A 21,863-nucleotide genomic window follows, 5' to 3' on the forward strand; every position below is an offset into this window, starting at 1 on the left:
CTCTTTATCCAAATTGGTTAAATTGTATCGCTATCTGTTTCCCAAAAATAGGTGGAACTGCATTTCCTATTTGTCGATAACATGATGTTTTAGAACCGATAAATTCAAAATCCATGGGAAATCCTTGAATAATAGCAGTTTCTCTAACTGACATGCGCCTAGTATTACTCGGGTGGTGAATAACTACTACTCCCCCTTTGCCATTGCCTCTAGCTAAAATAGTAGGAGAAGGTTTATCAGGATTTATCATTCTATGTCCCGTAAAATTTTTATTTTCAATAATTTTATAATTAGAACAAACATGATTTAATATCTTCGAATCTTCACTCGGTTCTGGTAAACCCGCTAAAACTTCGCTGATACTAACCCACCTTTGTAACGCATTTTGATTAAATAAATCAAAGGTTGGATTTTCTTCATGAGTAGGCATAGGGAATTCATATTCAAAATTCATATCATTCCTAACCCCAATAAAAATAACACGTTCTCTTTTTTGTGGGACACCGTAATCTGCTAAATTAAATAATTTATATTTCACTTTATAGCCAGCATTTTCAAAATCCTTACAAATCATTTTAATAACTGATCCCTTATCTAAACTTAATATTCCTTTTACATTTTCTGCAACAAAAAATGTTGGTTTCTTATCCCGAATAACTCTTAACATCTCCAAATAAAGTGTATTCCGTTCGTCCCCAGTACCTCTATTCCTATTAGCCACAGAAAATCCCTGACAAGGAAATCCCCCGATTACAATATCAGCATCAGGTATATCATTAGTATCCACTTCTTTTAAATCTTTCAACACTATATGGTTTCCTAGATTTTTTTTATACGTTTCAACCGCATCTTTATCAATATCATTAGCCCAAATTATTTGATGCCCAGCTTGAACAAATCCTAAATCTAGCCCACCCGCACCAGAAAACAAAGAAATTACTTTCATTGAAATTAACACCTTTTTCTAAGTTTGATTACTATAGTATCTAATTATTAATACTAACATAAAATATTTCTAAACGCCCGCAAACTGCTTAACAAATAAAAGTACACGTTATATAAAATAACGTGTAAAAAACCTCATTTACTTATGATACGGTTCCCCACGATTAATCCGAAACGCTCTATACACTTGTTCAAGCAATACTAATCGCATTAATTGGTGTGGTAATGTCATCTTTGAAAAAGAAAGTGATTCGTTTGAACGCTTCATCACTTCTGAACTTAGTCCGAGTGATCCACCAATTACAAATGCGACTTTACTCTTTCCGTATGTAGCAAGGCGATCTAGACTTACCGCAAATTCTTCTGATGACTTTTGCTTTCCTTCTATAGCTAATGCAATCACATGCGTGTCATCAGAAATTTTATCCAGTATACGTATACCTTCTTTTTCCTTTACAATTAACATTTCTGCTTCACTTAAATTTTCTGGCGCCTTTTCATCGGGCAATTCAATTACTTCTACTTTTGCGTATGCTGATAATCGTTTTAAGTATTCTGCTATACCTTGTTTCAAATATTTTTCTTTTAATTTCCCAATTGAAATAATCGAGATATTCACACGTATCATCCACCTTACAAACATGTTATCCACAAAACTTATCCACATATCCACAAACACTACCCACATATTGTGTGAGAATCTGTGTTCGATACAACATATGTCGCCTCATTTTGACAAAATTCACATGTTTTTTTCTCTTTTTCTGAGTTATCCACATTGTTGATAACCGGCGCAACTTCACACTCATCCACAATAATATCTAACGCTAATTCAACATGTTCTAAACAACAAGGTAAATTCATTTTCTTCACCTCACTTTTCTACAATAGAAAACAGGAGGTAGGCCCTCCTGTTTTTAATACTTTTGAATGCCTAATTTCACTGTTGTTGTTACTCTTTTTGTACCACGATAAAACGTAAGAGTCATTTTATCATTAATTTCCTTATCATATAAGGCCGTGCGGAATCCAATAATATCGCGAATCGGTTTTCCATCTACTGCCACAATAACATCATGTTCTCTTAAACCAGCATCTGCGCCTGGCGAAGGACTTTTCACATCCAAAATACAAACTCCTTCTGTTACAGTACCTGGTAAATGTAATGTTTTTGACCAATAATAGTTTGGAATTTCATTTAATGACCTAAGTTCAATCCCAACATACGGCCTTCTTACTTTTCCATACTTCTCAAGTTCATTCATAATCGGAACAGCCCTAGTCACCGGAATAGCAAGTCCGATTCCTTCTACTTCTTTTGCAGCAATTTTCATTGAATTAATACCAATTAATTGTCCTGCTGCATTTACAAGCGCACCGCCACTATTCCCCGGATTAATCGCCGCATCCGTTTGTAACACTTCTACTTGCCAATCATAGTGTCCATCTTGATCTAAATCTACAGGGACAATACGTTCATTAGCTGAAATAATACCTTGTGTAACAGTTCCAGAGAATTGCAGTCCGAGTGGATTTCCAATCGCAATGACTGGCTCTCCTCTGCGAACAGTATTAGAATCGCCGATTTCAATTATTTTTTTCACATGCTTTGCATCTATTTCTAATACAGCTAAATCTGTGACTACATCGGTTCCTAATACTTTTCCAGGAACCTTCTTACCGTCACTTAAACTTACTTCAATACGATTCGCTCCAGCTACAACATGATTATTCGTTACAATATAAGCTTGACCATTTGTCTTTTTATAAATTACTCCTGATCCTGTACCAGCCTCTGAATCTGCCTCTGAAAAGTTATCTCGTTGAATGTTAATAACGCCCACAACAGCTTCAGATGCACGGTCAACAGCATCTACAAAGCTAATCTGTTTAATTCCTTGAGCTTCGGCCATATTACTTCCGCTTGCTTCAGCTTGCGGAAGCGTATCAGCAGAATTTGAAAATAAAGGAGCTCCAAACGCAAATAAAGAAGCTCCTACAATTGTTCCCGCTATACTAGAAAGAACTATACCTTTATGCTTCTTTTTCCCTGCACGTTTCATACGATAATTTTCTTCATCAATAAAGGACATATTTGTTCACCCATCTTCCTGAAAACAACTATATTCACCTTTATTGTTTACTAAAATGAAGAATTATACGTATTGAATTTTTGTAGGCATTTTTGGATCTGTATCGTGAATTTCAAAGGATTCACCCACTCCAAATCCTTTTTCCTCTAGTACTTGTGATACTGACATACGAGCTAGTTCTTTCATGTTATTATCTAAGCTTAAATGGGCTAAATAAATATGCTTTGTCTCATCTGTAATTACATCTGCCATTGCTAATGCAGCATCTTCATTACAAACATGCCCAACGTCGCTTAAAATACGTCGTTTAATGCTCCATGGGTAACGTCCCATACGAAGCATTTCCACATCATGATTACTTTCAAATACGAAAGCATTAGCTCCCTTAATAACGCCCTTCATACGGTCGCTTACGTATCCCGTATCTGTAATAAGTGCTAATTTCCTATTATTGTTATGGAAAGCATAAAACATCGGTTCTGCCGCATCATGAGAAACTCCAAATGATTCGACTTCAATATCACCAAATGTTTTCACATCCCCAACTGAGAAAATGAATTTTTGCTCAGTTGGGATATTTCCTATTAAATGTTCCATTGCATTCCATGTTTTCTCATTCGCATAAACGGGTAAATCATATTTACGCGCCAATACACCTAACCCTTTAATATGATCACTATGCTCATGTGTTACAAGAATACCTGATACATCATTTATATTCAGTTCTGCTTGTTTAAATAAAGCCTCTGTCGCTTTACCACTTAAACCTGCATCGACTAGTAATTTTTTTTCATCGGTTCCTACGTATAGCATATTTCCTGTACTTCCACTTGCAAGTACGCTAAAATGCAACCCCATTCTTTCTCACTCCAGTATGTTCATCAACCACTTGATTTTCCTTTTCCCCTAATTCCATAACTTGTCCTTCAATTGCATTCACAAAGAAGTCCTGTTTCTGCTCCGTTTTTAAATTCCACGTTGGAGCAAGTACTTGGTTATTAGAAGTAGATGCGGTAAGAGTGGCATAGCCAATTTGTGCTTCTTTAACATGCGTATTTCCATGAATTTTATTTTTTAAATACAAATTTTCTAAAGCTGTTTGAGCCGTAATAATTTCTTGCTCTTTCGTTTTTTCACCTTCGCCCATTTCTTTTAAATCAGTTAGCATTGTCTGCGTATATGAAACAAGTTCATTTTTTTCATTTAATTCCACAACAATCATCGCCTGATTATTATAGAAAATAGGCTTATCTTTATATTTTTGGAAGAAATAAATTTTAAAGTCTTTCACCGCTCCAAATTCATACTTTTGTCCATCCAATACATAGTTCTTCAAAAATTCATTATACTTATCTTTTGATAATGATTTCGTATTTAAAAAAGGCTCTTTTAGCTTACTTTCTATCTTGTACATATTTTGTATATGCGCCGTTTGATTTTTCAAAGACTGTATATCATCTTCTTTAAAGGCTTTATTTTCCGCTCTAATAAACGACTCTTTTTTCGGTTCCTTAGGGATATTCCCTATAGTAATTTTGTTTGCCTTTAATTCTTGATCTATCTTTGTTTCTGCAATAAGCTCCAATTGATTACTATCTTGCTTTTGAATGAATTGAAAAATGAGAAAGAGGTCCAAAACAAAAAAGGTCACAATAAATATGGTTTTAATCCGATCCCAATCCATTTAGTCCTCCCTCACTCCACTCATAGATTTTCTGTTTACCTGTTTCACCTTCAACAAGTTTTACATACCAAATTGGTTGTAGTCGAACTACTTGTCCATCTAGTGATAACTTGTATCCAATACCAATATCCTTAATTACTTGTTTCTTTATCTCTGGATTATTTTCTAGAGATGCTATTACAACATGCCCTGACGGAAGAGTAACCTTCTGTTCTATGCCTTTAGTATTTAAAGACAGCAACGGTCTTTCATATTCCATTACTTCTTCTGATCCCCATTTTTGTCTCAATTCAGCTAATCCATCTGTATTGAATACGGAATATCCATCTTCATGTAAGCGAAACACTGTCTCTCCTTTATTCATATAGTCCAAACGATATGAATCCAAACTTCCACTGTGACCACTTACGAATTCAAAGCTTTTTTGTAACAGCATTAAATTATCTATCGTTTTCTCAGTTAAGACAGAAGAGTTTTTATACTTTAGCATGTGACGATCGTCTTCAATTTCCATAGATCTAATACCATCTGTAAATGTTTCTTTCGATATCTCAGTAATTGGACTTAAATAACGAGGATCACTAAACAGAGCATTCTTAAACGTATCCACTGCTAAATTAGATGAGATATATGTTATATTGTTTAACTCTGTCGTTCCATCTGGTAAAAATAACTTTTTCATATCATTGATTTGATAATCAAAATAAGGCTTTGCTGATACTATAAATTGATTTTGGGCATTTACAATATCTTTTAAATACACGCCACTTAATTTTGCCTCATATATTTTAAAGTTATCACCATCAGAAACAAAGTTAATTTTAATTTCTTGATCCTTACTTCTAGAAGGATCAAGAAGAATACGATTAAAATGTTTAGGCTTATCTGTACCTTTCTCTTTCATGTTAAACATGGATTTAACTGCATCAAATGGGATATCGGTAGGGAAAACAAGTTCAATTTTCCCTTCACCATGCACATAGGACAGGAAATCACCCTTAGTGATTGATATCTCTCTAAACTCATGTAGTTCCCCTACTTCCAGAGGCTTATAGATTGATTCTATATCTGCCTCTCTTCTGCTCCCATAATGATTTTTATCTTTATGCACGATGATAGAAGTAGGACGGACAACATCGGCAATTTTAGTTTGATTCGTTCCTTCATTGCCCTGTACAAATTTCGCGTTTTGCATGGATGTAGAATCTGGCACATACGTCCATAGGTTAAAAGTAAGAAATAGGCTAATTACGACTAGGTTAATTAAAACTATTGTTTTAAAGTTTTCCATACTCATTCCCAATCGTCCTCTTCATCTGCTGCCATTGGTAACGTGAAATAAATAGTTGTCCCTTTTCCTTCTTCACTCTTCGCCCAAATAGAGCCACCATGTGCCTCAATCATTTCTTTTGCAATTGCTAATCCAAGTCCCGTACCACCCATTTGTCTTGAACGAGCTTTATCTACGCGATAAAAACGTTCAAAGATTTTATCAACGTTTTCTTTTGGAATACCCATTCCTTGGTCACTTACGCTAATTTCTAATAAATCACCGCGATCACGTAAGCGATATGTTACTGTTCCACCTTCTGGTGAATACTTTAATGCGTTAGAAATAATGTTATACAGCACTTGAGTAATTTTGTCAGTATCCATATCAATAAACCTAGATTTTTTAGAGAAAGATCGTTTGAAACTTACATTTTGCTCTTTAGACATTTCAAAGCGATCAATAACATTATTAAAGAAATCAGTAAAGTCGACCCATTCTTTCATTAAACGGTGCTCTGTACTATCAAGTTTAGATAGCTGTAACAACGCATTTACAAGTCTAATCATTCTTTCTGTTTCTTCTTGTGTAACCGTTAAAAATTGTGGTGCAATATTCGGATCCTGCCACGCTCCATCTGTAAGTGCCTCTAAATAACTGCGCATCGTCGTTAATGGCGTCCTTAATTCATGAGAGACATTCGCCACAAACTCACGGCGTTCCCCTTCTATACGCTCCTGCTCTGTTACATCATATAGTACAGCAATTAAGCCATTGGCCTTCCCTGTTTCTTTTTGAATAACAGAGAAACTAGCACGTAAAATATATGGTTCGTTTCTCGTACTAAAATCTAATAACACAGAATCTGGCTCTTCATATAAATGATCGAGCGTAAATTCTTCCTGTATCCCTAATACCTCTAAAACAGATTGATCGAGCGCTGTTTCACGAGAAACATTTAACATCTTTTCCGCAGGGTCATTTAGTAAAATAATATCCCCTTTTCGGTCAGTAGCAATTACTCCATCTGTCATATGTGATAAAACGGATGATAATTTACGCCTTTCACTTTCTGTAGAAGAACGAGCTTGTTGTAATTTTTTTGATAAATTATTGAAGGATAATGCCAGTTGTCCAATTTCATCATGGCTATGCACTTTTACTTTTCTCGAATAATTTCCTTTTGCCATTTCGATTGCTTGTCTCCGCATATCTGAAATTGGTCTTGTAATTGTTTGAGCCAATAAAATCCCAAGTACGGCCGTTACTAATAAGGCAATTACTGTTCCCGTAGCAAAAATTTGATTTATATCCTTCATTTGTTTATATACATCTTCCATAGATGCAACGATGTATATAACACCAAGCGCATCCTTGCCATTATCATCTAGAATCGGAGTAAGCATAACTTGAACACGATGGCCTGTACTACCATCCTTCTCAATTTTCACTTCTGGCTTTTTTTGTACTAACACTCGCTGAACAGCTATATCAGTTGATGTTCTATTCACCTTATTCTGCTTTGATTCATCTGAAATAGCCAATAACTTTCTATGCGAATCAAATACACTTACCTCTTGTATAACTTTCTTTTGATCAGAGGCAAATTTTCGAATAGAAGTTTTAATGGTTTCATCTGTTGACTCTGTTTCTGCTTTTGTATAACTTTTTTTAAACTCTTGTTTCAAGTTATATGATAATAAGTTTGTTTGCTGCGTTAAAGAATCCCTAAAACCTTGTACTAGGCTCTTCTCTAATTCCCTTACGAAATAAACCCCAATAACTTGCATCGCTATTAATATTAATAGCATATATATAAGCACAAATTTTAAATGAATAGATTGAAAAAAACCAACTTTCTTCATATACTATTCCTGCTCTGGGTCACGCAAGTAATACCCTACTCCACGTCTAGTTACAATTAAAGTAGGATGGCTTGGATTATCTTCAATTTTTTCACGCAAACGACGTACTGTTACGTCTACTGTGCGCACATCTCCAAAATAGTCATAACCCCAAACTGTTTGTAATAAATGTTCGCGTGTCATAACTTGTCCTAAATGTTTCGCTAAATAATGTAGCAACTCAAATTCACGATGTGTAAGCTCGATATTTTCCTCGCGCTTCGTTACACTATATGCATTTGGATTAATAACAATTGGTCCAATAACCATTTCTGTATTTTCTTCTTTTTCTGCAGAACCACCTTGTTGATGACGGCGTAAATTCGCCTTCACACGAGCAAGTAATTCCCTCGTACTAAATGGCTTCGTTACATAATCATCTGCCCCAAGCTCAAGCCCTAATACTTTATCAATCTCAGAGTCCTTTGCTGTAAGCATAATAATCGGCATTTCTGAACTTTTACGTATTTCACGGCAAACCTCTAATCCATCTTTACCCGGTAGCATAATATCTAATAAAACCATATCTGGTTGTTCTTCATTAGCTTTTTCAATTGCTTCATCACCATCATGCGCCATTACTATTTCAAAACCTTCTTTTTCTAGATTAAACTTCAAAATATCTGCAATCGGCTTTTCATCATCAACTACTAAAATTTTCTTTCCCATCATCGTCTATTTCCTCCTTATAAAAATATGGTCAATAATCCCTAAACATATCGATGTTTACATAGTATGTCCTATATGACCGCATCCTTTGTTTAAGTATTTTCTCCTCTATTCTCATAGACTCATGTATGATCCACTTTTACACGGCATCCTATACGATCTATAGAAAAACCTCTAGCTTCAACTGCTAGAGGCTCCTCGTTCTATTTTAAAATAACTACTCAGTTTTGTAAAATTACATAAATAAAAAGGATATTAAGTGGGCCCACTTAATATCCTGAGAGTGGCTCGGGACGGAATCGAACCGCCGACACGAGGATTTTCAGTCCTCTGCTCTACCGACTGAGCTACCGAGCCAAAACTATATATAAAACCACTAATGGTGGTATAAACAAAAGTGGCGGTCCCGACCGGGGTCGAACCGGCGATCTCCTGCGTGACAGGCAGGCATGTTAACCACTACACCACGGGACCAAAAATAAGCATAAAAAAACATGACCCGTACGGGATTCGAACCCGTGTTACCGCCGTGAAAGGGCGGTGTCTTAACCACTTGACCAACGGGCCACGAAAAATAAAATGGTGAGCCATGAAGGATTCGAACCTTCGACCCTCTGATTAAAAGTCAGATGCTCTACCAACTGAGCTAATGGCTCATACTCACCAACGTCATATTTTCGTGACGACAAGATGTATCATAACATGTATTCTGTATTCTTCGCAATACTTTTTTTCATTTTTTTATAAAAGATAAGAAAAAACTCATGCGGACATGAGTTTTTTCTAAAAATATCAATTAAGCTTCGTATACATTACGAACAATATTCGTTTGGTTACGATCTGGTCCAACTGAGAACATAGATAATTGAATTCCTGTTAACTCAGAAACACGTTCTACGTATTTTCTTGCATTTTCAGGAAGCTCGTCTAATGATTTTACACCAGTAATATCTTCTGTCCAACCTGGAAGCTCTTCATATACAGGCTCACATTTCGCTAAAATGTTTAAGTTTGCTGGAACTTCATCGATAACTTCGCCATTGTATTTGTAAGCAACACAAATTTTAAGAGTTGGAATATCTGTTAGAACGTCGATAGAATTTAATGATAGATCCGTTAAACCACTAACACGACGCGCATGTCTTACAACAACGCTATCGAACCAACCTACGCGGCGCGGACGACCAGTTGTTGTTCCGTACTCACGACCAACTTCACGAATTTGATGACCAATTTCATCATTAAGTTCAGTAGGGAATGGACCGTCACCAACACGGCTTGTATATGCTTTACATACACCTACAACGCGAGTAACTTTCGCAGGGCCAACTCCAGTTCCAACTGTTACACCACCCGCAATCGGGTTAGAAGATGTAACGAACGGGTACGTACCGTGGTCAATATCAAGCATAACACCTTGTGCACCTTCAAATAATACACGGTGATTGTTATCTAGTGCATCATTTAATACAACAGATGTGTCGCATACATATTGTGCGATTTGTTGTCCATATTCGAAGTACTCTTCAAAGATTTCCTCTACGCTGAAACCTTCTGTATCGTACATTTTTTCAAACAAACGATTTTTCTCTACTAAATTGCGCTCAAGCTTCTCTTTAAATGCTTCACGGTCTAAAAGATCAGCCATACGGATACCAATACGAGCAGCTTTATCCATATATGCAGGACCGATACCTTTTTTCGTTGTACCGATTTTGTTATCACCTTTACTAGCCTCTTCTAACTCATCTTGTTTTAAGTGATAAGGTAAAATAACGTGTGCACGGTTACTTACACGTAAATTATCAGTACTTACACCACGGTCGTGTAAGTATTTTAACTCTTCAAGTAATGCTTTCGGATCTACTACTAAGCCATTTCCGATTACACAAATTTTCTCTTTATAGAAAATACCAGATGGAATTAAGTGTAACTTATATTTAACTCCGCCGAAAACAATTGTATGTCCCGCGTTATTTCCACCTTGATATCTTGCAACTACTTCCGCATGCTCAGAAAGAAAATCAGTGATTTTACCTTTTCCTTCGTCGCCCCATTGTGTTCCTACAACTACTACTGAAGACATTATTAAAGCACCTCCGCAATTTTCAAACGATCTATTCAAACAATATAATTGTACCAAAACCGAAAAAGAAGTCAACCAAAAAGCGAACATTTTTTTATTAAAAATCATTTTCGTTCGTAAGAATTATATTTTCACCTTATGAAAGCCTTATCTTTATCCCATAAAAAAAGAAACACATCTTATTATAAGAAATGTGTTTCTTTTTTATACTGCCTTTATGCCCCATCCTCAAAGCGTCGTTCTAAATTAACGAATTTATTAAATTCTTTAACAAACGCAAGCTCTACTGAACCTACCGGACCATTACGTTGTTTTGCAATGATAATTTCAATCGTATTTTTATTTTCCGTTTCACGGTCATAGTAATCTTCACGATATAGGAAAGCTACAATATCAGCATCCTGCTCAATACTACCAGATTCACGAATATCAGACATCATCGGGCGTTTATCCTGACGAGATTCTACACCACGAGATAACTGTGATAAGGCAATAACAGGCACTTGCAATTCACGCGCAATCCCTTTTAAAGTACGAGAAATCTCAGATACCTCCTGCTGACGGTTCTCACCTGATTTCCCACTTCCTTGAATAAGCTGTAAGTAGTCAATTAAAACCATACCAAGACCTTGTTCTTGCTTTAGTCTACGACATTTCGCTCGAATCTCATTTACCTTAATTCCTGGTGTATCATCAATATATATACCGGCATTTGAAAGACTACCCATCGCCATTGTTAATTTCGCCCAATCATCAGAAGTTAATGACCCGGTACGAAGTCTTTGCGCATCGATATTTCCTTCTGCACAAAGCATACGCATAACAAGCTGATCGGAGCCCATCTCCAAACTAAAAATCGCTACATTTTCATCCGTTTTCGTCGCTACGTTTTGTGCAATATTTAATGAAAATGCAGTTTTCCCTACTGACGGACGTGCTGCTACGATGATTAAATCATTTCGCTGGAAACCTGCCGTCATCTTATCTAATTCAGTAAATCCAGTTGGTATCCCAGTAACTTCACCTTTTTGATTATGCAAAAGTTCAATTTTATCATAAGCATCTACAAGAACATCTTTAATATTTTGAAATGCTTTTGCATTCGTTTGATGGGATACTTCTAATATTTTTTTCTCGGCCTCATTTAAAAGGCCGTCTACGTCATCTTCTCTCTCGTATCCATCCGACACAATATGAGTCGCTGTTCGAATTAAACGACGTAAAAGTGCCTTTTCAGCGATGATACGTGCATAATATTCAACGTTAGCAGCTGTTGGAACAACTTCTGCTAACTCTGCTAGATAAGACACTCCACCAACTTCTTCTAGTAATCCTTGATCAGCCATCGCTGATGTCATTATTACTAAATCGATCGGTTCTCCTTTGTCAGATAACCCAAGCATTACCTCAAAAATCTTTTGATGTTTCGTTCGATAGAATGAGTCAGGTACCAATAACTCTGATGCTGATGTTAACGCATCTTGATCAATTAATATGGCCCCTAAAACCGCCTGCTCGGCTTCTATATTATGCGGAGGGGTACGATCAGCAAGTACATCACTCATACGCAATCCTCCTTGCTTAATTTATTTTTATTGTTCACTAACATGAACTTTTACTGTCGCTGTTACTTGCGGATGCAATTTCACTGTTACATTTGTGTAGCCTAATGCACGGATTGCATCATCCATTTCAAATTTACGTTTATCAAGTTTAATTTTATGTGATTTTTGCATCGCATCTACGATTTGTTTGCTCGTAATAGAACCGAATAAACGGCCACCTTCTCCAGATTTCGCTTTTACTTCTACAGTTAATTTCTCTAATGTTTCTTTCAGCTCTTTTGCATTCTCAACTTCTGCTGCTGCATCTTTTTCTTCTTTACGCTTTTGAGCTTCTAAAGTTTTCATACTGCTATTTGTTGCTTCAGCAGCCAATCCCTGTTTTAGTAAGAAGTTATTTGCATAGCCATCTGGTACGTTTTTTACTTCTCCTTTTTTACCTTTACCTTTTACGTCTTTTAGAAAAATTACTTTCATGATTGTGTGCCTCCCTGTAAATAGTCATCAATAACAAATCGAAGCTTCTCCTCGGCTTCATCTACTGTAACATTTTTCATTTGTGTGGCTGCATTCGTCAAATGCCCGCCACCACCTAAGTTTTCCATAATTAGCTGCACATTCACTTCACCTAAAGACCTGCTGCTAATTCCAATGAGATTCTCGCCACGTTTCGCAACAACAAATGATGCAATAATTCCTGTCATTGTTAATAACGTGTCAGCTGATTGCGCAATAAGCACTTGATCGTAGTAATCATCACTATCAACTTTAGCAATCGCAATTCCATTTTTATAAATGTACGCATTTTTTATAGCTTTTGCAACCCGTAAATACTGATCCATATCTTCCTTTAAAAGTTCTTGTACAAGTACAGTATCTGCACCATGTGAGCGTAAATAGGAAGCAGCATCAAACGTACGAGCCCCCGTCCGGAATGTGAAACTTTTCGTGTCGACAATAATCCCCGCTAACAATGCCGTTGCTTCTAACATTGTCATCTTTAAATTTTTCGGTTGATACTCAAGTAATTCTGTAACCAGTTCTGCCGTTGAAGAAGCATATGGTTCCATATAAACTAGCAATGGATCTTCAATAAAATCTTCTCCACGGCGATGATGATCGATAACTACTACATTTTCAATTTTATGTAACAATTTTTGTTCCATCACCATAGAAGGTTTATGTGTATCAACAACAACAAGTAATGACTCATCATTCGCAAATTCCATCGCTTGCTCTGGAGTAATAAAGTGAGACCATAATTCCTCATTTTGTTTCACTTTGTCCATCAAGCGTTTAATTCCCTTATCAGAATCATTTTCATCTAATACAATATATCCTTTACGCTCGTTTAATTGAGCCACTTTTAAAATACCAATCGCAGCACCAATTGCGTCCATATCAGGAGCCCTATGCCCCATGATAATGACATTACTACTTTCTAATACTAAATCCTTTAACGCATGCGAAATGACCCTAGCACGTACACGGGTACGCTTTTCAACCGGATTTGTCTTGCCTCCATAGAACTTAACTTTACCTGTCGCTTGTTTAATAGCTACTTGATCTCCCCCGCGTCCAAGCGCAAGGTCTAAACCAGATTGAGCCATTGCCCCAAGCTCTGACAAAGGTAAATCACCTGATCCGACACCTACACTTAATGTAAGTGGTATATTCCTTTTAGATGTTTCTTCACGCACCTGATCTAAAATACTAAATTTCCCTTTCTCCATTTGCGTCAGAATACTTTCATTTAGCACAACGAAGAATCTTTCTGAAGATGCACGTTTTAAATACGCACCATACTTAAGTGCCCATTCATTTAGTCGCGATGTCACAAGACTTGTTATATTCGTACGTAATTGATCATCTAATCCTTGTGTAACTTCATCATAATTATCCAAATAAATTACAGCTAAAACAGTACGTTGATCCTCATACATCTTTTCGATTTCTGTTTGTTCCGTTACATCAAAGAAATAAATTAACTTTTCTTCTTTCCTTACAAAAACGCGAAACTTTCGATTATTTAAAGAGACTATATCATCAGAAGTTTCTCCTTTAATGAAAAGAAGTAATGTTTCTGATACATCGTAAAGGTGCCATCCAGCTAATGCATGCTGTCCCAGACATGAAGATAAATAAGGATTTGCCCAATCAATCCCATAATCCTTATTGTATAACAAAATACCAATCGGCATTTGGTTAAATGCTTCATTACTTACTTTCTTTACTCTTGTAATCATATCTGTCGTATGCTTTTCGAAATTCCTTTGAAAATTAAGTTCAAATCGTATAACGATAAAAAATACGATACAAAAAATGACAAAAGCAGCTATTCCCATAATTAAATGAAAATAACAGAGAATTGAAATGAGCACAAACACAAAAAATGCCAATACATAAACAGGATATAAAAACCACTGTTTCTTATCAAATTCAGGCATGTATACAACTCCTATAAAGTAAAACTAACTCACCTTCCAGTTAGTTAAACAGATTAAAATAGTATAAGGAATATTGTTTTATCCCCCTATTTTAGAACGCAATGAAATCCCTAAGTCAATTATACCTAAGATTGTCACAAGAGGAAACAGCATCGGAATAAACATGCATGCAATAAAACTAATAATAGGAATCCCTTTAGTAAAACCTTTTCTATACGCTAAAAAGGCGATAAATGTCAGACCTTGCAGTACAAGCAATAGTGTAAATATGACATTTAGGTTAGAAAATACCATATGTAAATATGATGTTGGTTCTACTTTTATAAAAGTTGCTAACAAAATAAATATAACGTAATACCAAACAATACTCTTTGGTAATTGTATATCTTTAAATTTAGGCCAAGGTATAATGTCATGTTTTAACTTTTTCAAAACACTACCTGATATTATCACTGTAATCCAAGAAAAACATACTGAAACTAGAACAAGTATACTTGGAAATAACGATTGTAATATATCATTCATTTGTGTAAGTAACTCTTTTTGTTCCTTACTAATCGGCATACCTGTAGCACTTACTATCTTTTCACTTTGCACCATACTTTCACTAAACATACTTTGCATTTGCTTCATTATATCTATGTTGAAAAACTTTATACTCGCAACATAAATAAGTACAAAACCAATTAAGTATGCAAGCGTCCCCGCTATTAAGATTTCTACTGACTTTTTTCTTGTTTTATACATATATCCTAAAACAATCCCTATCAATCCAAACATAATTGTCTTCACTAAATTCATAGGTTGACTCACAATAATAGTAACAAAAAGTGATGCTACAAAAATCATGAGCACATTAGATAGTTTATGTCTTATCGTTAATAGTATAAATGGTAACGGCAAAGCAAAAGTTACAACAGTACCCAAAATCGGAACATACATAGATATAAGCAATAAAATTGCATATATAGCTAATAACGCTGCACCTTCTGTAATAAACTTTGTTTGTTTCACATTTTAACCTCTCTTTCAAAAAGAAAAGCATAGCAAAATGCACAGTAGAGTCCGACTCTACTGTGCATTTCATACGCTATTATTCACCAACATATGGTAAAAGTGCCATTTGACGAGCACGTTTAATTGCAACTGTAAGTTTGCGTTGGTATTTTGCGCTTGTCCCTGTTACACGACGAGGTAAAATTTTACCACGCTCAGAAACGAAACGTTTTAATAAATCAACATCTTTATAGTCAATGCGAGTGATGCCGTTAGCTGTGAAGAAACACACCTTACGACGTTTCGCACGTCCACCTTTGCGTCCTGCCATGTCTATTTCCCTCCATTCTTTGTTAAAACTAACAAATTTACTGTATTAGAACGGTAAATCGTCGTCGGAAATGTCGATCGGTTGACCTACATTTGAAAATGGATCGTCATTCTTCGTAAATCCAGAGTTCCCTTGATTACCTTGGTTACCTGAATTACTAGATTGACCAAATGGGTTAGAGCTTTGGTTACCGAAACCAGCTCCTGATGGTTGCTGATTGAATGAACCACGTTGCTCCCCACCGCCATTACGCGGCTCTAAAAATTGTACGCTTTCCGCAAGAACTTCTGTTACATACACACGTTTACCGTCTTGTCCATCGTAATTACGAGTTTGAAGACGTCCATCTACGCCTGCTAAGCTTCCTTTTTTCAAATAATTTGCTACGTTTTCTGCTTGTTTACGCCATATTACACAATTAATAAAGTCAGCTTCACGCTCACCTTGTTGATTCGCAAATGCGCGATTCACAGCTAACGTAAAAGTAGCTACTGCAACACCATTGGGCGTGTAACGTAAGTCAGGGTCCTTAGTTAAACGACCAACGAGGATAACACGATTCATCAATCGAACCACTCTCCCTTATATATCAATTATTTTTCTTCTTCTTTAACAACGATATGACGAAGGATATCTTCGTTGATCTTAGCTAAACGGTCGAATTCGTTAATCGCTTCTGCGTTAGAGTTCACGTTTAAGATCATGTAGAAACCTTCACGTAAGTCGTTGATTTCGTAAGCTAAACGACGCTTACCCCACTCTTTCGTGTTAATGATTTCTGCACCATTGTTTGTTAAAACACCTGCAAAACGTTCAACTAAAGCTTTTTGAGCTTCTTCTTCAACGCCAGGACGAATGATGTACATAATTTCGTACTTTCTCATTACACTTTCACCTCCTTTTGGTCTAAACGGCCCATAATGGGCAAGGAGCAATTAATTTATAGTAATTACTCACGAGTTTAGATTATATCATAGTAAGTTATATGAATCAACTCACCAATACATAAAAAACTTGGCAAACATATAATATATTCGCCAAGCTCATATCTTTATTTTTCCTAGGAAATATTAAATTAAACGTTAAAACGGAAGTGCATAACATCTCCATCTTTTACGATATACTCTTTTCCTTCTAAACGTACTTTTCCAGCTTCTTTTGCAGCTGTCATAGAACCGTTTGTCATTAAGTCATCGTAAGAAACTGTTTCTGCACGAATAAATCCACGCTCAAAGTCTGTATGAATAACACCAGCACATTGTGGTGCCTTCATACCTTGTTTAAATGTCCAAGCACGTACTTCTTGAACGCCAGCTGTAAAGTAAGTAGCAAGTCCTAATAGGTCATATGCTGCACGAATTAATTGATCTAAACCAGACTCTTCAATACCTAGTTCTTCAAGGAATACTTTTTTCTCTTCCTCGTCTAATTCAGCGATTTCTGATTCGATTTTTGCACATACAACGATTACTTGAGAATTTTCATTTTCTGCAAATTCTTTTACCATTTGTACGTATTTATTTTCCGAAGGATCGATAATATCGTCTTCACTTACGTTCGCTACGTATAACATTTCTTTTGTTGTAAGTAAATGAAGGCCTTTAACAATCTTCATCTGCTCTTCTGTAAATTCAACAGTACGAGCCGGTTTCCCCTCTTCAAAAGCCTCTTTTAAACGAACTAAAATTTCATGCTCATATACAGCTTCTTTATCTTTTTGTCTTGCTAATTTCGCAACACGCTCGATACGCTTATCAACAGACTCTAAGTCCGCTAAAATTAGCTCTAAGTTGATTGTTTCGATATCATCAATTGGATCTACTTTCCCTGAAACGTGCGTAATATTTTCGTCTTCAAAACAACGAACAACTTGGCAAATTGCATCTACTTGACGAATGTGAGATAAGAATTTATTTCCTAAACCTTCACCTTTACTAGCACCTTTTACGATACCTGCAATATCAGTAAACTCAAATACAGTCGGAACAGTCTTTTTCGGTTCTACTAATTCCGTTAATTTATTTAAACGCTCATCTGGTACTTCTACAATCCCTACGTTTGGATCAATTGTACAGAATGGATAGTTCGCAGATTCTGCTCCTGCTTGTGTAATTGCATTAAATAAAGTGGACTTCCCTACGTTAGGTAATCCAACAATCCCAGCCGTTAATCCCATATTTTTCACTCCTATGTCTCAATCTTTCATCATTATAGATAGTAACGAAAAAAATGACAAGTTTCCGCCAAACGAAAAAAAGTAACAGTTACCTACTGTAACTGTTACTCTCTCTCTATTCTTCGTGCTTCACAAGTATTTTTTTCACCTTACGATCAAACTCTCTTCGAGTAATCATTACTGAATGGTCACATCCCTCGCACTTAATGCGGATATCCATTCCCATACGAATAATTTTCCAACGATTCTCGCCACATGGATGTGCTTTCTTCATTTCCACAACATCGTACAAGTTATATTCCTTTTGCTCCACTCTTCAAACTCCTCCTCTCCATACTAAATTGCTTTTCCACTAACCAATTCTTCACGATTATATAAAACCATACGTGGATATGGAATTTCAATTCCATGTAAATCAAGACGATTTTTAATCTCTTTACGAAGTGCCCTTGCAATAACTGCATGTTGCATCGGCTCTACTTCAGCAATAACGCGTAATATAACTTCTGATGCAGCTAACGTTTGCACACCTAATAATTGAGGTGTTGTTACCATTTTTTCGTACTTTGAAGGTAACTCTACTAATAAATCTTCAATAACCTGCTCTGCTTTCGCAATATCAGCCTCATATGAAATAGATACATCAACAAATGCTACACTATTACTAACTGAGTAGTTAGTAACTTGGATAATACTTCCGTTTGGTAAAGTATGAATTTCACCTGTCCAACTCTTTACTTTCGTTGTACGAAGTCCAATTTCTAAAACGACTCCTTCAAATTGACCGATTTTAACATAATCGCCAACTGAAAACTGATCTTCTAGCAAAATAAATAAACCTGTAATAACGTCCTTCACTAAACTTTGAGCACCAAATCCGACTGCTAAACCAATTACCCCGGCACCCGCTAATAAACCTGATGCATTAATATCAAACACACCTAAAATCGCAATCAGCATAATAAACATAACAACGTACGCTACAATATTTTCAAGTAATTTCGCTACTGTAACTGTACGACGTTCTGAAATTTGAATTGGAGAACGACTCCCCATACGAAACGCATTTCGTACAACCGCTCTTGCAATTCGCACAACAACTGCACCGATTATTAAAATAATACATATTTTTAATGTCGCAACTCCAATATGAGCCCAACGATCAGCATCTAATAAATACTGTTTCGTAGAATTAAACCACTTCGTTAATAAATCCATGTACCTCTACCTCTCTAGCTAAAATTTCTTTTTAGTTATCCTTATTATTGTATCAGAAGTCCTCTAATTGCTGAAAAAATTTTATGATTTTAATCCTATTTTACCCCCGCCATTCAGGTATAAAATTGAACGAATATATATATAATAGTACTATTATTTCCGTTTTCATTCACATTTTGCAAAAATTACGCACTTATAGATTTCCATTTTTCTCACTATATAACATATATTGAAAATTTATTAAAAGGATGGGTGCTTCATGAATATTGGAAGTTTTCGCTTACCATTTTTTGAGAAAGAAACTCAAAACGTTATGCACCAGGATCTAGAAGCCTCTGAGATAATCAGTAATTTCTTACTTACCCACATTCCTATTAAAACTAATATACCACTCATTCTCGTTTGTATCGGAACAGATCGTTCTACAGGTGACGCACTCGGCCCGTTAGTTGGTACAAAACTTGAACAAATAGACATCAAAAACCTCCAAGTATTCGGTACACTAGATGAGCCAGTACATGCGCTAAATTTAGAAGAAAAAATTCAAAATATACAGAAAGAATATCCTGCTGCATTTATAATTGCTGTTGATGCATGTTTAGGAAAGTCTCAAAATATCGGGTCAATCACTATTGGAAAGGGCCCTAGTAAGCCTGGAGCTGCTATGAATAAGAAATTACCTGCAGTTGGTGATCTGCATATACACGGTATCGTCAATCTAAATGGGTTTATGGAGTTTTTCGTTCTTCAAAATACAAGATTAAGTTTAGTTATGAAAATGGCCGATGTAATCGCACAAAGTATAAAAGAGACGGATCAAAAATTATCCGCACTAAAAAAAGCAAACCATCTATAAATAATAAGATGGTTTGCTCTTTATTTTTTTTGTGATAATAGTTCTAAAATACGATTCAAATCTTCTTTATTAAAAAATTCAATTTCGATTTTACCTTTTTCTTTTTTCGTCTCTTTAATTTTCACATCTGTGCCAAACTTTTCTCTTAAGAACGTTTCACGTTCTACGAAAAATATATTTCGCTCTTTTTTCACTTTTTTTGTTTCACGTGAAACGTGTTGATTAATCTCTTGGACGATTTTCTCTAATTGACGAACATTTAATCCTTCTTTTTCAATGCGTTTCAATAAGGACTTCAATTGTTCTTCATCTTTTATCGTAAGTAAAGTTCTCCCATGAGCCATTGAAAGTTGACCATTTGCAATCATATCTTGGACGAACGAAGGGAGGCTTAATAACCGAGTATAATTTGCAATGTAAGGTCTGCTTTTGCCAAGACGTTTCGCTAATTGTTCTTGCGTTACATTTAGCTCATTCATTAACATCTGGTATGCCATTGCCTCTTCCATAGGATTTAAATCTTCTCGTTGTAAGTTTTCTAACAAAGCAAATTCCATCATTTGCTGTTCAGTTAATTGTCTTACAACCGCAGGTACCTTTTCTAAACCAGCCTCTTTTGCAGCACGAAATCGTCTTTCACCTGCAACGATTTCATATCCTTTAATACTCTTCCTAGCAATTAATGGTTGTAGAATACCGTGTTCCTTAATCGAAATTGCTAATTCCTGAATAGCCTCTTTATTAAAGTGTTTACGCGGTTGATATGGATTTGGCCTTAATTCAGTTACAAGAATCTCCTGAATTGTTTCCTCTTCTTTCACATCTAAATCAGGAAAAAACACATTAATTCCTCTTCCTAATCCCTTAGCCACCTGCAATCACTTCCTCTGCTAAATCTATATATACTTCTGCTCCTCTTGATTTAGCGTCATACTGCATAATAGGTTTCCCATGACTTGGAGCCTCACTCAAGCGTACATTACGCGGAATAATCGAGCGATATACTTTATCCCTAAAATACTTTTTCACTTCATCTATAACTTGGATCCCTAAATTTGTACGGGCATCCAACATCGTTAACAATACACCTTGAATTGCTAAATTTTTATTTAAATGTTTTTGTACAAGTCGAACTGTATTTAATAGCTGACTTAACCCTTCTAGTGCGTAATATTCACACTGTACAGGAATAATAACAGAATCTGCTGCTGTTAATGCATTAATTGTTAATAACCCTAAAGATGGGGGACAGTCGATAATAATATAATCATATTCATCACGAACTGGCTGTAATGCTCTTTGTAAACGTACTTCCCGGGAAATAGTCGGTACCAATTCAATTTCAGCACCAGCCAATTGAATTGTAGCGGGTAGAACATCTAAGTTTTCCGTTGCGGTTTTCTGTATAACCCCTTGAACATCTGCATCTTCCACAAGAACGTTGTAAATACATTGATCTAATTCAGATTTTTCAATTCCCACACCAGTCGTTGCATTTCCTTGAGCATCAATATCTACAAGAAGGACTTTTTTACCTACTTGCGCCAATCCAGCCCCTAAATTAACAGATGTTGTGGTTTTTCCAACACCGCCTTTTTGATTAGCAATAGCAATGATTTTTCCCAT

At 35.9% G+C, this 21,863-nt stretch carries 23 protein-coding genes and 4 tRNA genes; 1 reads left to right on the forward strand and 26 read right to left on the reverse strand.

Annotated features, from left to right (window positions below):
• Window positions 1–4: 4 nt before the first annotated feature.
• From BCG9842_RS27070 to BCG9842_RS27185, 24 genes are all read right to left on the reverse strand, one after another.
• On the reverse strand, window positions 5–946 hold the full coding sequence (locus BCG9842_RS27070; protein WP_000864805.1) for a DNA cytosine methyltransferase: 942 nt from the start codon (window positions 944–946) through the stop codon (window positions 5–7).
• A gap of 138 nt (window positions 947–1,084) precedes the next feature.
• Entirely contained in the window at window positions 1,085–1,564 is a 480-nt protein-coding gene (rlmH, locus tag BCG9842_RS27075; RefSeq protein WP_001027003.1) for a 23S rRNA (pseudouridine(1915)-N(3))-methyltransferase RlmH, read from the reverse strand.
• 59 nt (window positions 1,565–1,623) lie between these two features.
• A complete protein-coding gene (locus BCG9842_RS27080; protein WP_001052827.1) occupies window positions 1,624–1,809 on the reverse strand; it encodes a CxxH/CxxC protein in 186 nt (61 codons plus the stop codon).
• A 53-nt stretch (window positions 1,810–1,862) separates the two neighbouring features.
• On the reverse strand, window positions 1,863–3,038 hold the full coding sequence (locus tag BCG9842_RS27085; RefSeq protein ID WP_000008032.1) for a S1C family serine protease: 1,176 nt from the start codon (window positions 3,036–3,038) through the stop codon (window positions 1,863–1,865).
• A 63-nt stretch (window positions 3,039–3,101) separates the two neighbouring features.
• Entirely contained in the window at window positions 3,102–3,896 is a 795-nt protein-coding gene (locus tag BCG9842_RS27090; RefSeq protein ID WP_000522837.1) for an MBL fold metallo-hydrolase, read from the reverse strand.
• Window positions 3,880–4,722, reverse strand: a complete 843-nt coding sequence (locus BCG9842_RS27095; RefSeq protein ID WP_000383718.1) for a two-component system regulatory protein YycI — start codon at window positions 4,720–4,722, stop codon at window positions 3,880–3,882. Before BCG9842_RS27095 ends, BCG9842_RS27090 begins: the two co-directional genes overlap by 17 nt.
• Entirely contained in the window at window positions 4,703–6,019 is a 1,317-nt protein-coding gene (locus tag BCG9842_RS27100) for a YycH family regulatory protein (RefSeq protein ID WP_000061567.1), read from the reverse strand. The genes BCG9842_RS27095 and BCG9842_RS27100 overlap by 20 nt, the downstream gene beginning before the upstream one ends.
• Window positions 6,016–7,857, reverse strand: coding sequence for a cell wall metabolism sensor histidine kinase WalK (gene walK, locus BCG9842_RS27105; protein ID WP_000755366.1), 1,842 nt, complete (start codon window positions 7,855–7,857; stop codon window positions 6,016–6,018). The genes BCG9842_RS27100 and walK overlap by 4 nt, the downstream gene beginning before the upstream one ends.
• A gap of 3 nt (window positions 7,858–7,860) precedes the next feature.
• Window positions 7,861–8,568 (reverse strand): cell wall metabolism DNA-binding response regulator WalR, encoded by a 708-nt coding sequence (gene walR / locus BCG9842_RS27110; protein ID WP_000971869.1) that lies wholly within the window; start codon window positions 8,566–8,568, stop codon window positions 7,861–7,863.
• A gap of 281 nt (window positions 8,569–8,849) precedes the next feature.
• Window positions 8,850–8,922, reverse strand: a tRNA-Phe gene (locus BCG9842_RS27115).
• A gap of 41 nt (window positions 8,923–8,963) precedes the next feature.
• Window positions 8,964–9,039, reverse strand: a tRNA-Asp gene (locus tag BCG9842_RS27120).
• Window positions 9,040–9,060: 21 nt separating this feature from the next.
• Window positions 9,061–9,132 (reverse strand) — tRNA-Glu (locus tag BCG9842_RS27125).
• A gap of 13 nt (window positions 9,133–9,145) precedes the next feature.
• Window positions 9,146–9,221, reverse strand: a tRNA-Lys gene (locus tag BCG9842_RS27130).
• Window positions 9,222–9,361: 140 nt separating this feature from the next.
• Window positions 9,362–10,651 (reverse strand): adenylosuccinate synthase, encoded by a 1,290-nt coding sequence (locus BCG9842_RS27135; protein ID WP_000100230.1) that lies wholly within the window; start codon window positions 10,649–10,651, stop codon window positions 9,362–9,364.
• 215 nt (window positions 10,652–10,866) lie between these two features.
• Window positions 10,867–12,216 carry a replicative DNA helicase gene (dnaB, locus tag BCG9842_RS27140; RefSeq protein ID WP_001286147.1) on the reverse strand — a complete coding sequence of 450 codons (1,350 nt, stop codon included), beginning with the start codon at window positions 12,214–12,216 and terminating at the stop codon, window positions 10,867–10,869.
• Window positions 12,217–12,243: 27 nt separating this feature from the next.
• Window positions 12,244–12,690, reverse strand: a complete 447-nt coding sequence (rplI, locus tag BCG9842_RS27145) for a 50S ribosomal protein L9 (RefSeq protein WP_000864237.1) — start codon at window positions 12,688–12,690, stop codon at window positions 12,244–12,246.
• Window positions 12,687–14,660, reverse strand: a complete 1,974-nt coding sequence (locus BCG9842_RS27150; protein WP_001113785.1) for a DHH family phosphoesterase — start codon at window positions 14,658–14,660, stop codon at window positions 12,687–12,689. Before BCG9842_RS27150 ends, rplI begins: the two co-directional genes overlap by 4 nt.
• 78 nt (window positions 14,661–14,738) lie before the next feature.
• A complete protein-coding gene (locus tag BCG9842_RS27155; protein WP_000814842.1) occupies window positions 14,739–15,674 on the reverse strand; it encodes a YybS family protein in 936 nt (311 codons plus the stop codon).
• A gap of 79 nt (window positions 15,675–15,753) precedes the next feature.
• Window positions 15,754–15,987: a 30S ribosomal protein S18 gene (rpsR, locus tag BCG9842_RS27160; protein WP_000918873.1), complete on the reverse strand. Its 234-nt coding sequence runs from the start codon at window positions 15,985–15,987 to the stop codon at window positions 15,754–15,756.
• A gap of 45 nt (window positions 15,988–16,032) precedes the next feature.
• Entirely contained in the window at window positions 16,033–16,554 is a 522-nt protein-coding gene (ssb, locus tag BCG9842_RS27165; RefSeq protein ID WP_000981963.1) for a single-stranded DNA-binding protein, read from the reverse strand.
• A 26-nt stretch (window positions 16,555–16,580) separates the two neighbouring features.
• Window positions 16,581–16,871 carry a 30S ribosomal protein S6 gene (rpsF, locus tag BCG9842_RS27170; protein WP_001233781.1) on the reverse strand — a complete coding sequence of 97 codons (291 nt, stop codon included), beginning with the start codon at window positions 16,869–16,871 and terminating at the stop codon, window positions 16,581–16,583.
• Between the two features lie 191 nt (window positions 16,872–17,062).
• Window positions 17,063–18,163: a redox-regulated ATPase YchF gene (gene ychF / locus BCG9842_RS27175; protein WP_000524658.1), complete on the reverse strand. Its 1,101-nt coding sequence runs from the start codon at window positions 18,161–18,163 to the stop codon at window positions 17,063–17,065.
• 115 nt (window positions 18,164–18,278) lie between these two features.
• Window positions 18,279–18,476, reverse strand: a complete 198-nt coding sequence (locus BCG9842_RS27180; RefSeq protein WP_000435486.1) for a DUF951 domain-containing protein — start codon at window positions 18,474–18,476, stop codon at window positions 18,279–18,281.
• A 23-nt stretch (window positions 18,477–18,499) separates the two neighbouring features.
• Window positions 18,500–19,381, reverse strand: a complete 882-nt coding sequence (locus BCG9842_RS27185) for a mechanosensitive ion channel family protein (RefSeq protein WP_000365111.1) — start codon at window positions 19,379–19,381, stop codon at window positions 18,500–18,502.
• Between the two features lie 259 nt (window positions 19,382–19,640).
• Here BCG9842_RS27185 and yyaC point away from each other — a divergent pair, with 259 nt between their 5' ends.
• The gene (gene yyaC / locus BCG9842_RS27190) at window positions 19,641–20,237 is read left to right on the forward strand and encodes a spore protease YyaC (RefSeq protein WP_001020710.1); all 597 of its coding nucleotides are present in this window, start codon (window positions 19,641–19,643) and stop codon (window positions 20,235–20,237) included.
• Between the two features lie 20 nt (window positions 20,238–20,257).
• On the opposite strand, the gene spo0J is transcribed toward yyaC, so the two are convergent.
• Window positions 20,258–21,109 (reverse strand): stage 0 sporulation protein Spo0J, encoded by an 852-nt coding sequence (gene spo0J / locus BCG9842_RS27195; RefSeq protein ID WP_001051833.1) that lies wholly within the window; start codon window positions 21,107–21,109, stop codon window positions 20,258–20,260.
• Window positions 21,102–21,863, reverse strand: coding sequence for a sporulation initiation inhibitor protein Soj (soj, locus tag BCG9842_RS27200; RefSeq protein ID WP_000516114.1), 762 nt, complete (start codon window positions 21,861–21,863; stop codon window positions 21,102–21,104). Before soj ends, spo0J begins: the two co-directional genes overlap by 8 nt.

The sequence above is a fragment of the Bacillus cereus G9842 genome, from assembly GCF_000021305.1.
In the GTDB taxonomy this organism is placed as follows: Bacteria; Bacillota; Bacilli; order Bacillales; family Bacillaceae_G; genus Bacillus_A; species Bacillus_A thuringiensis_S.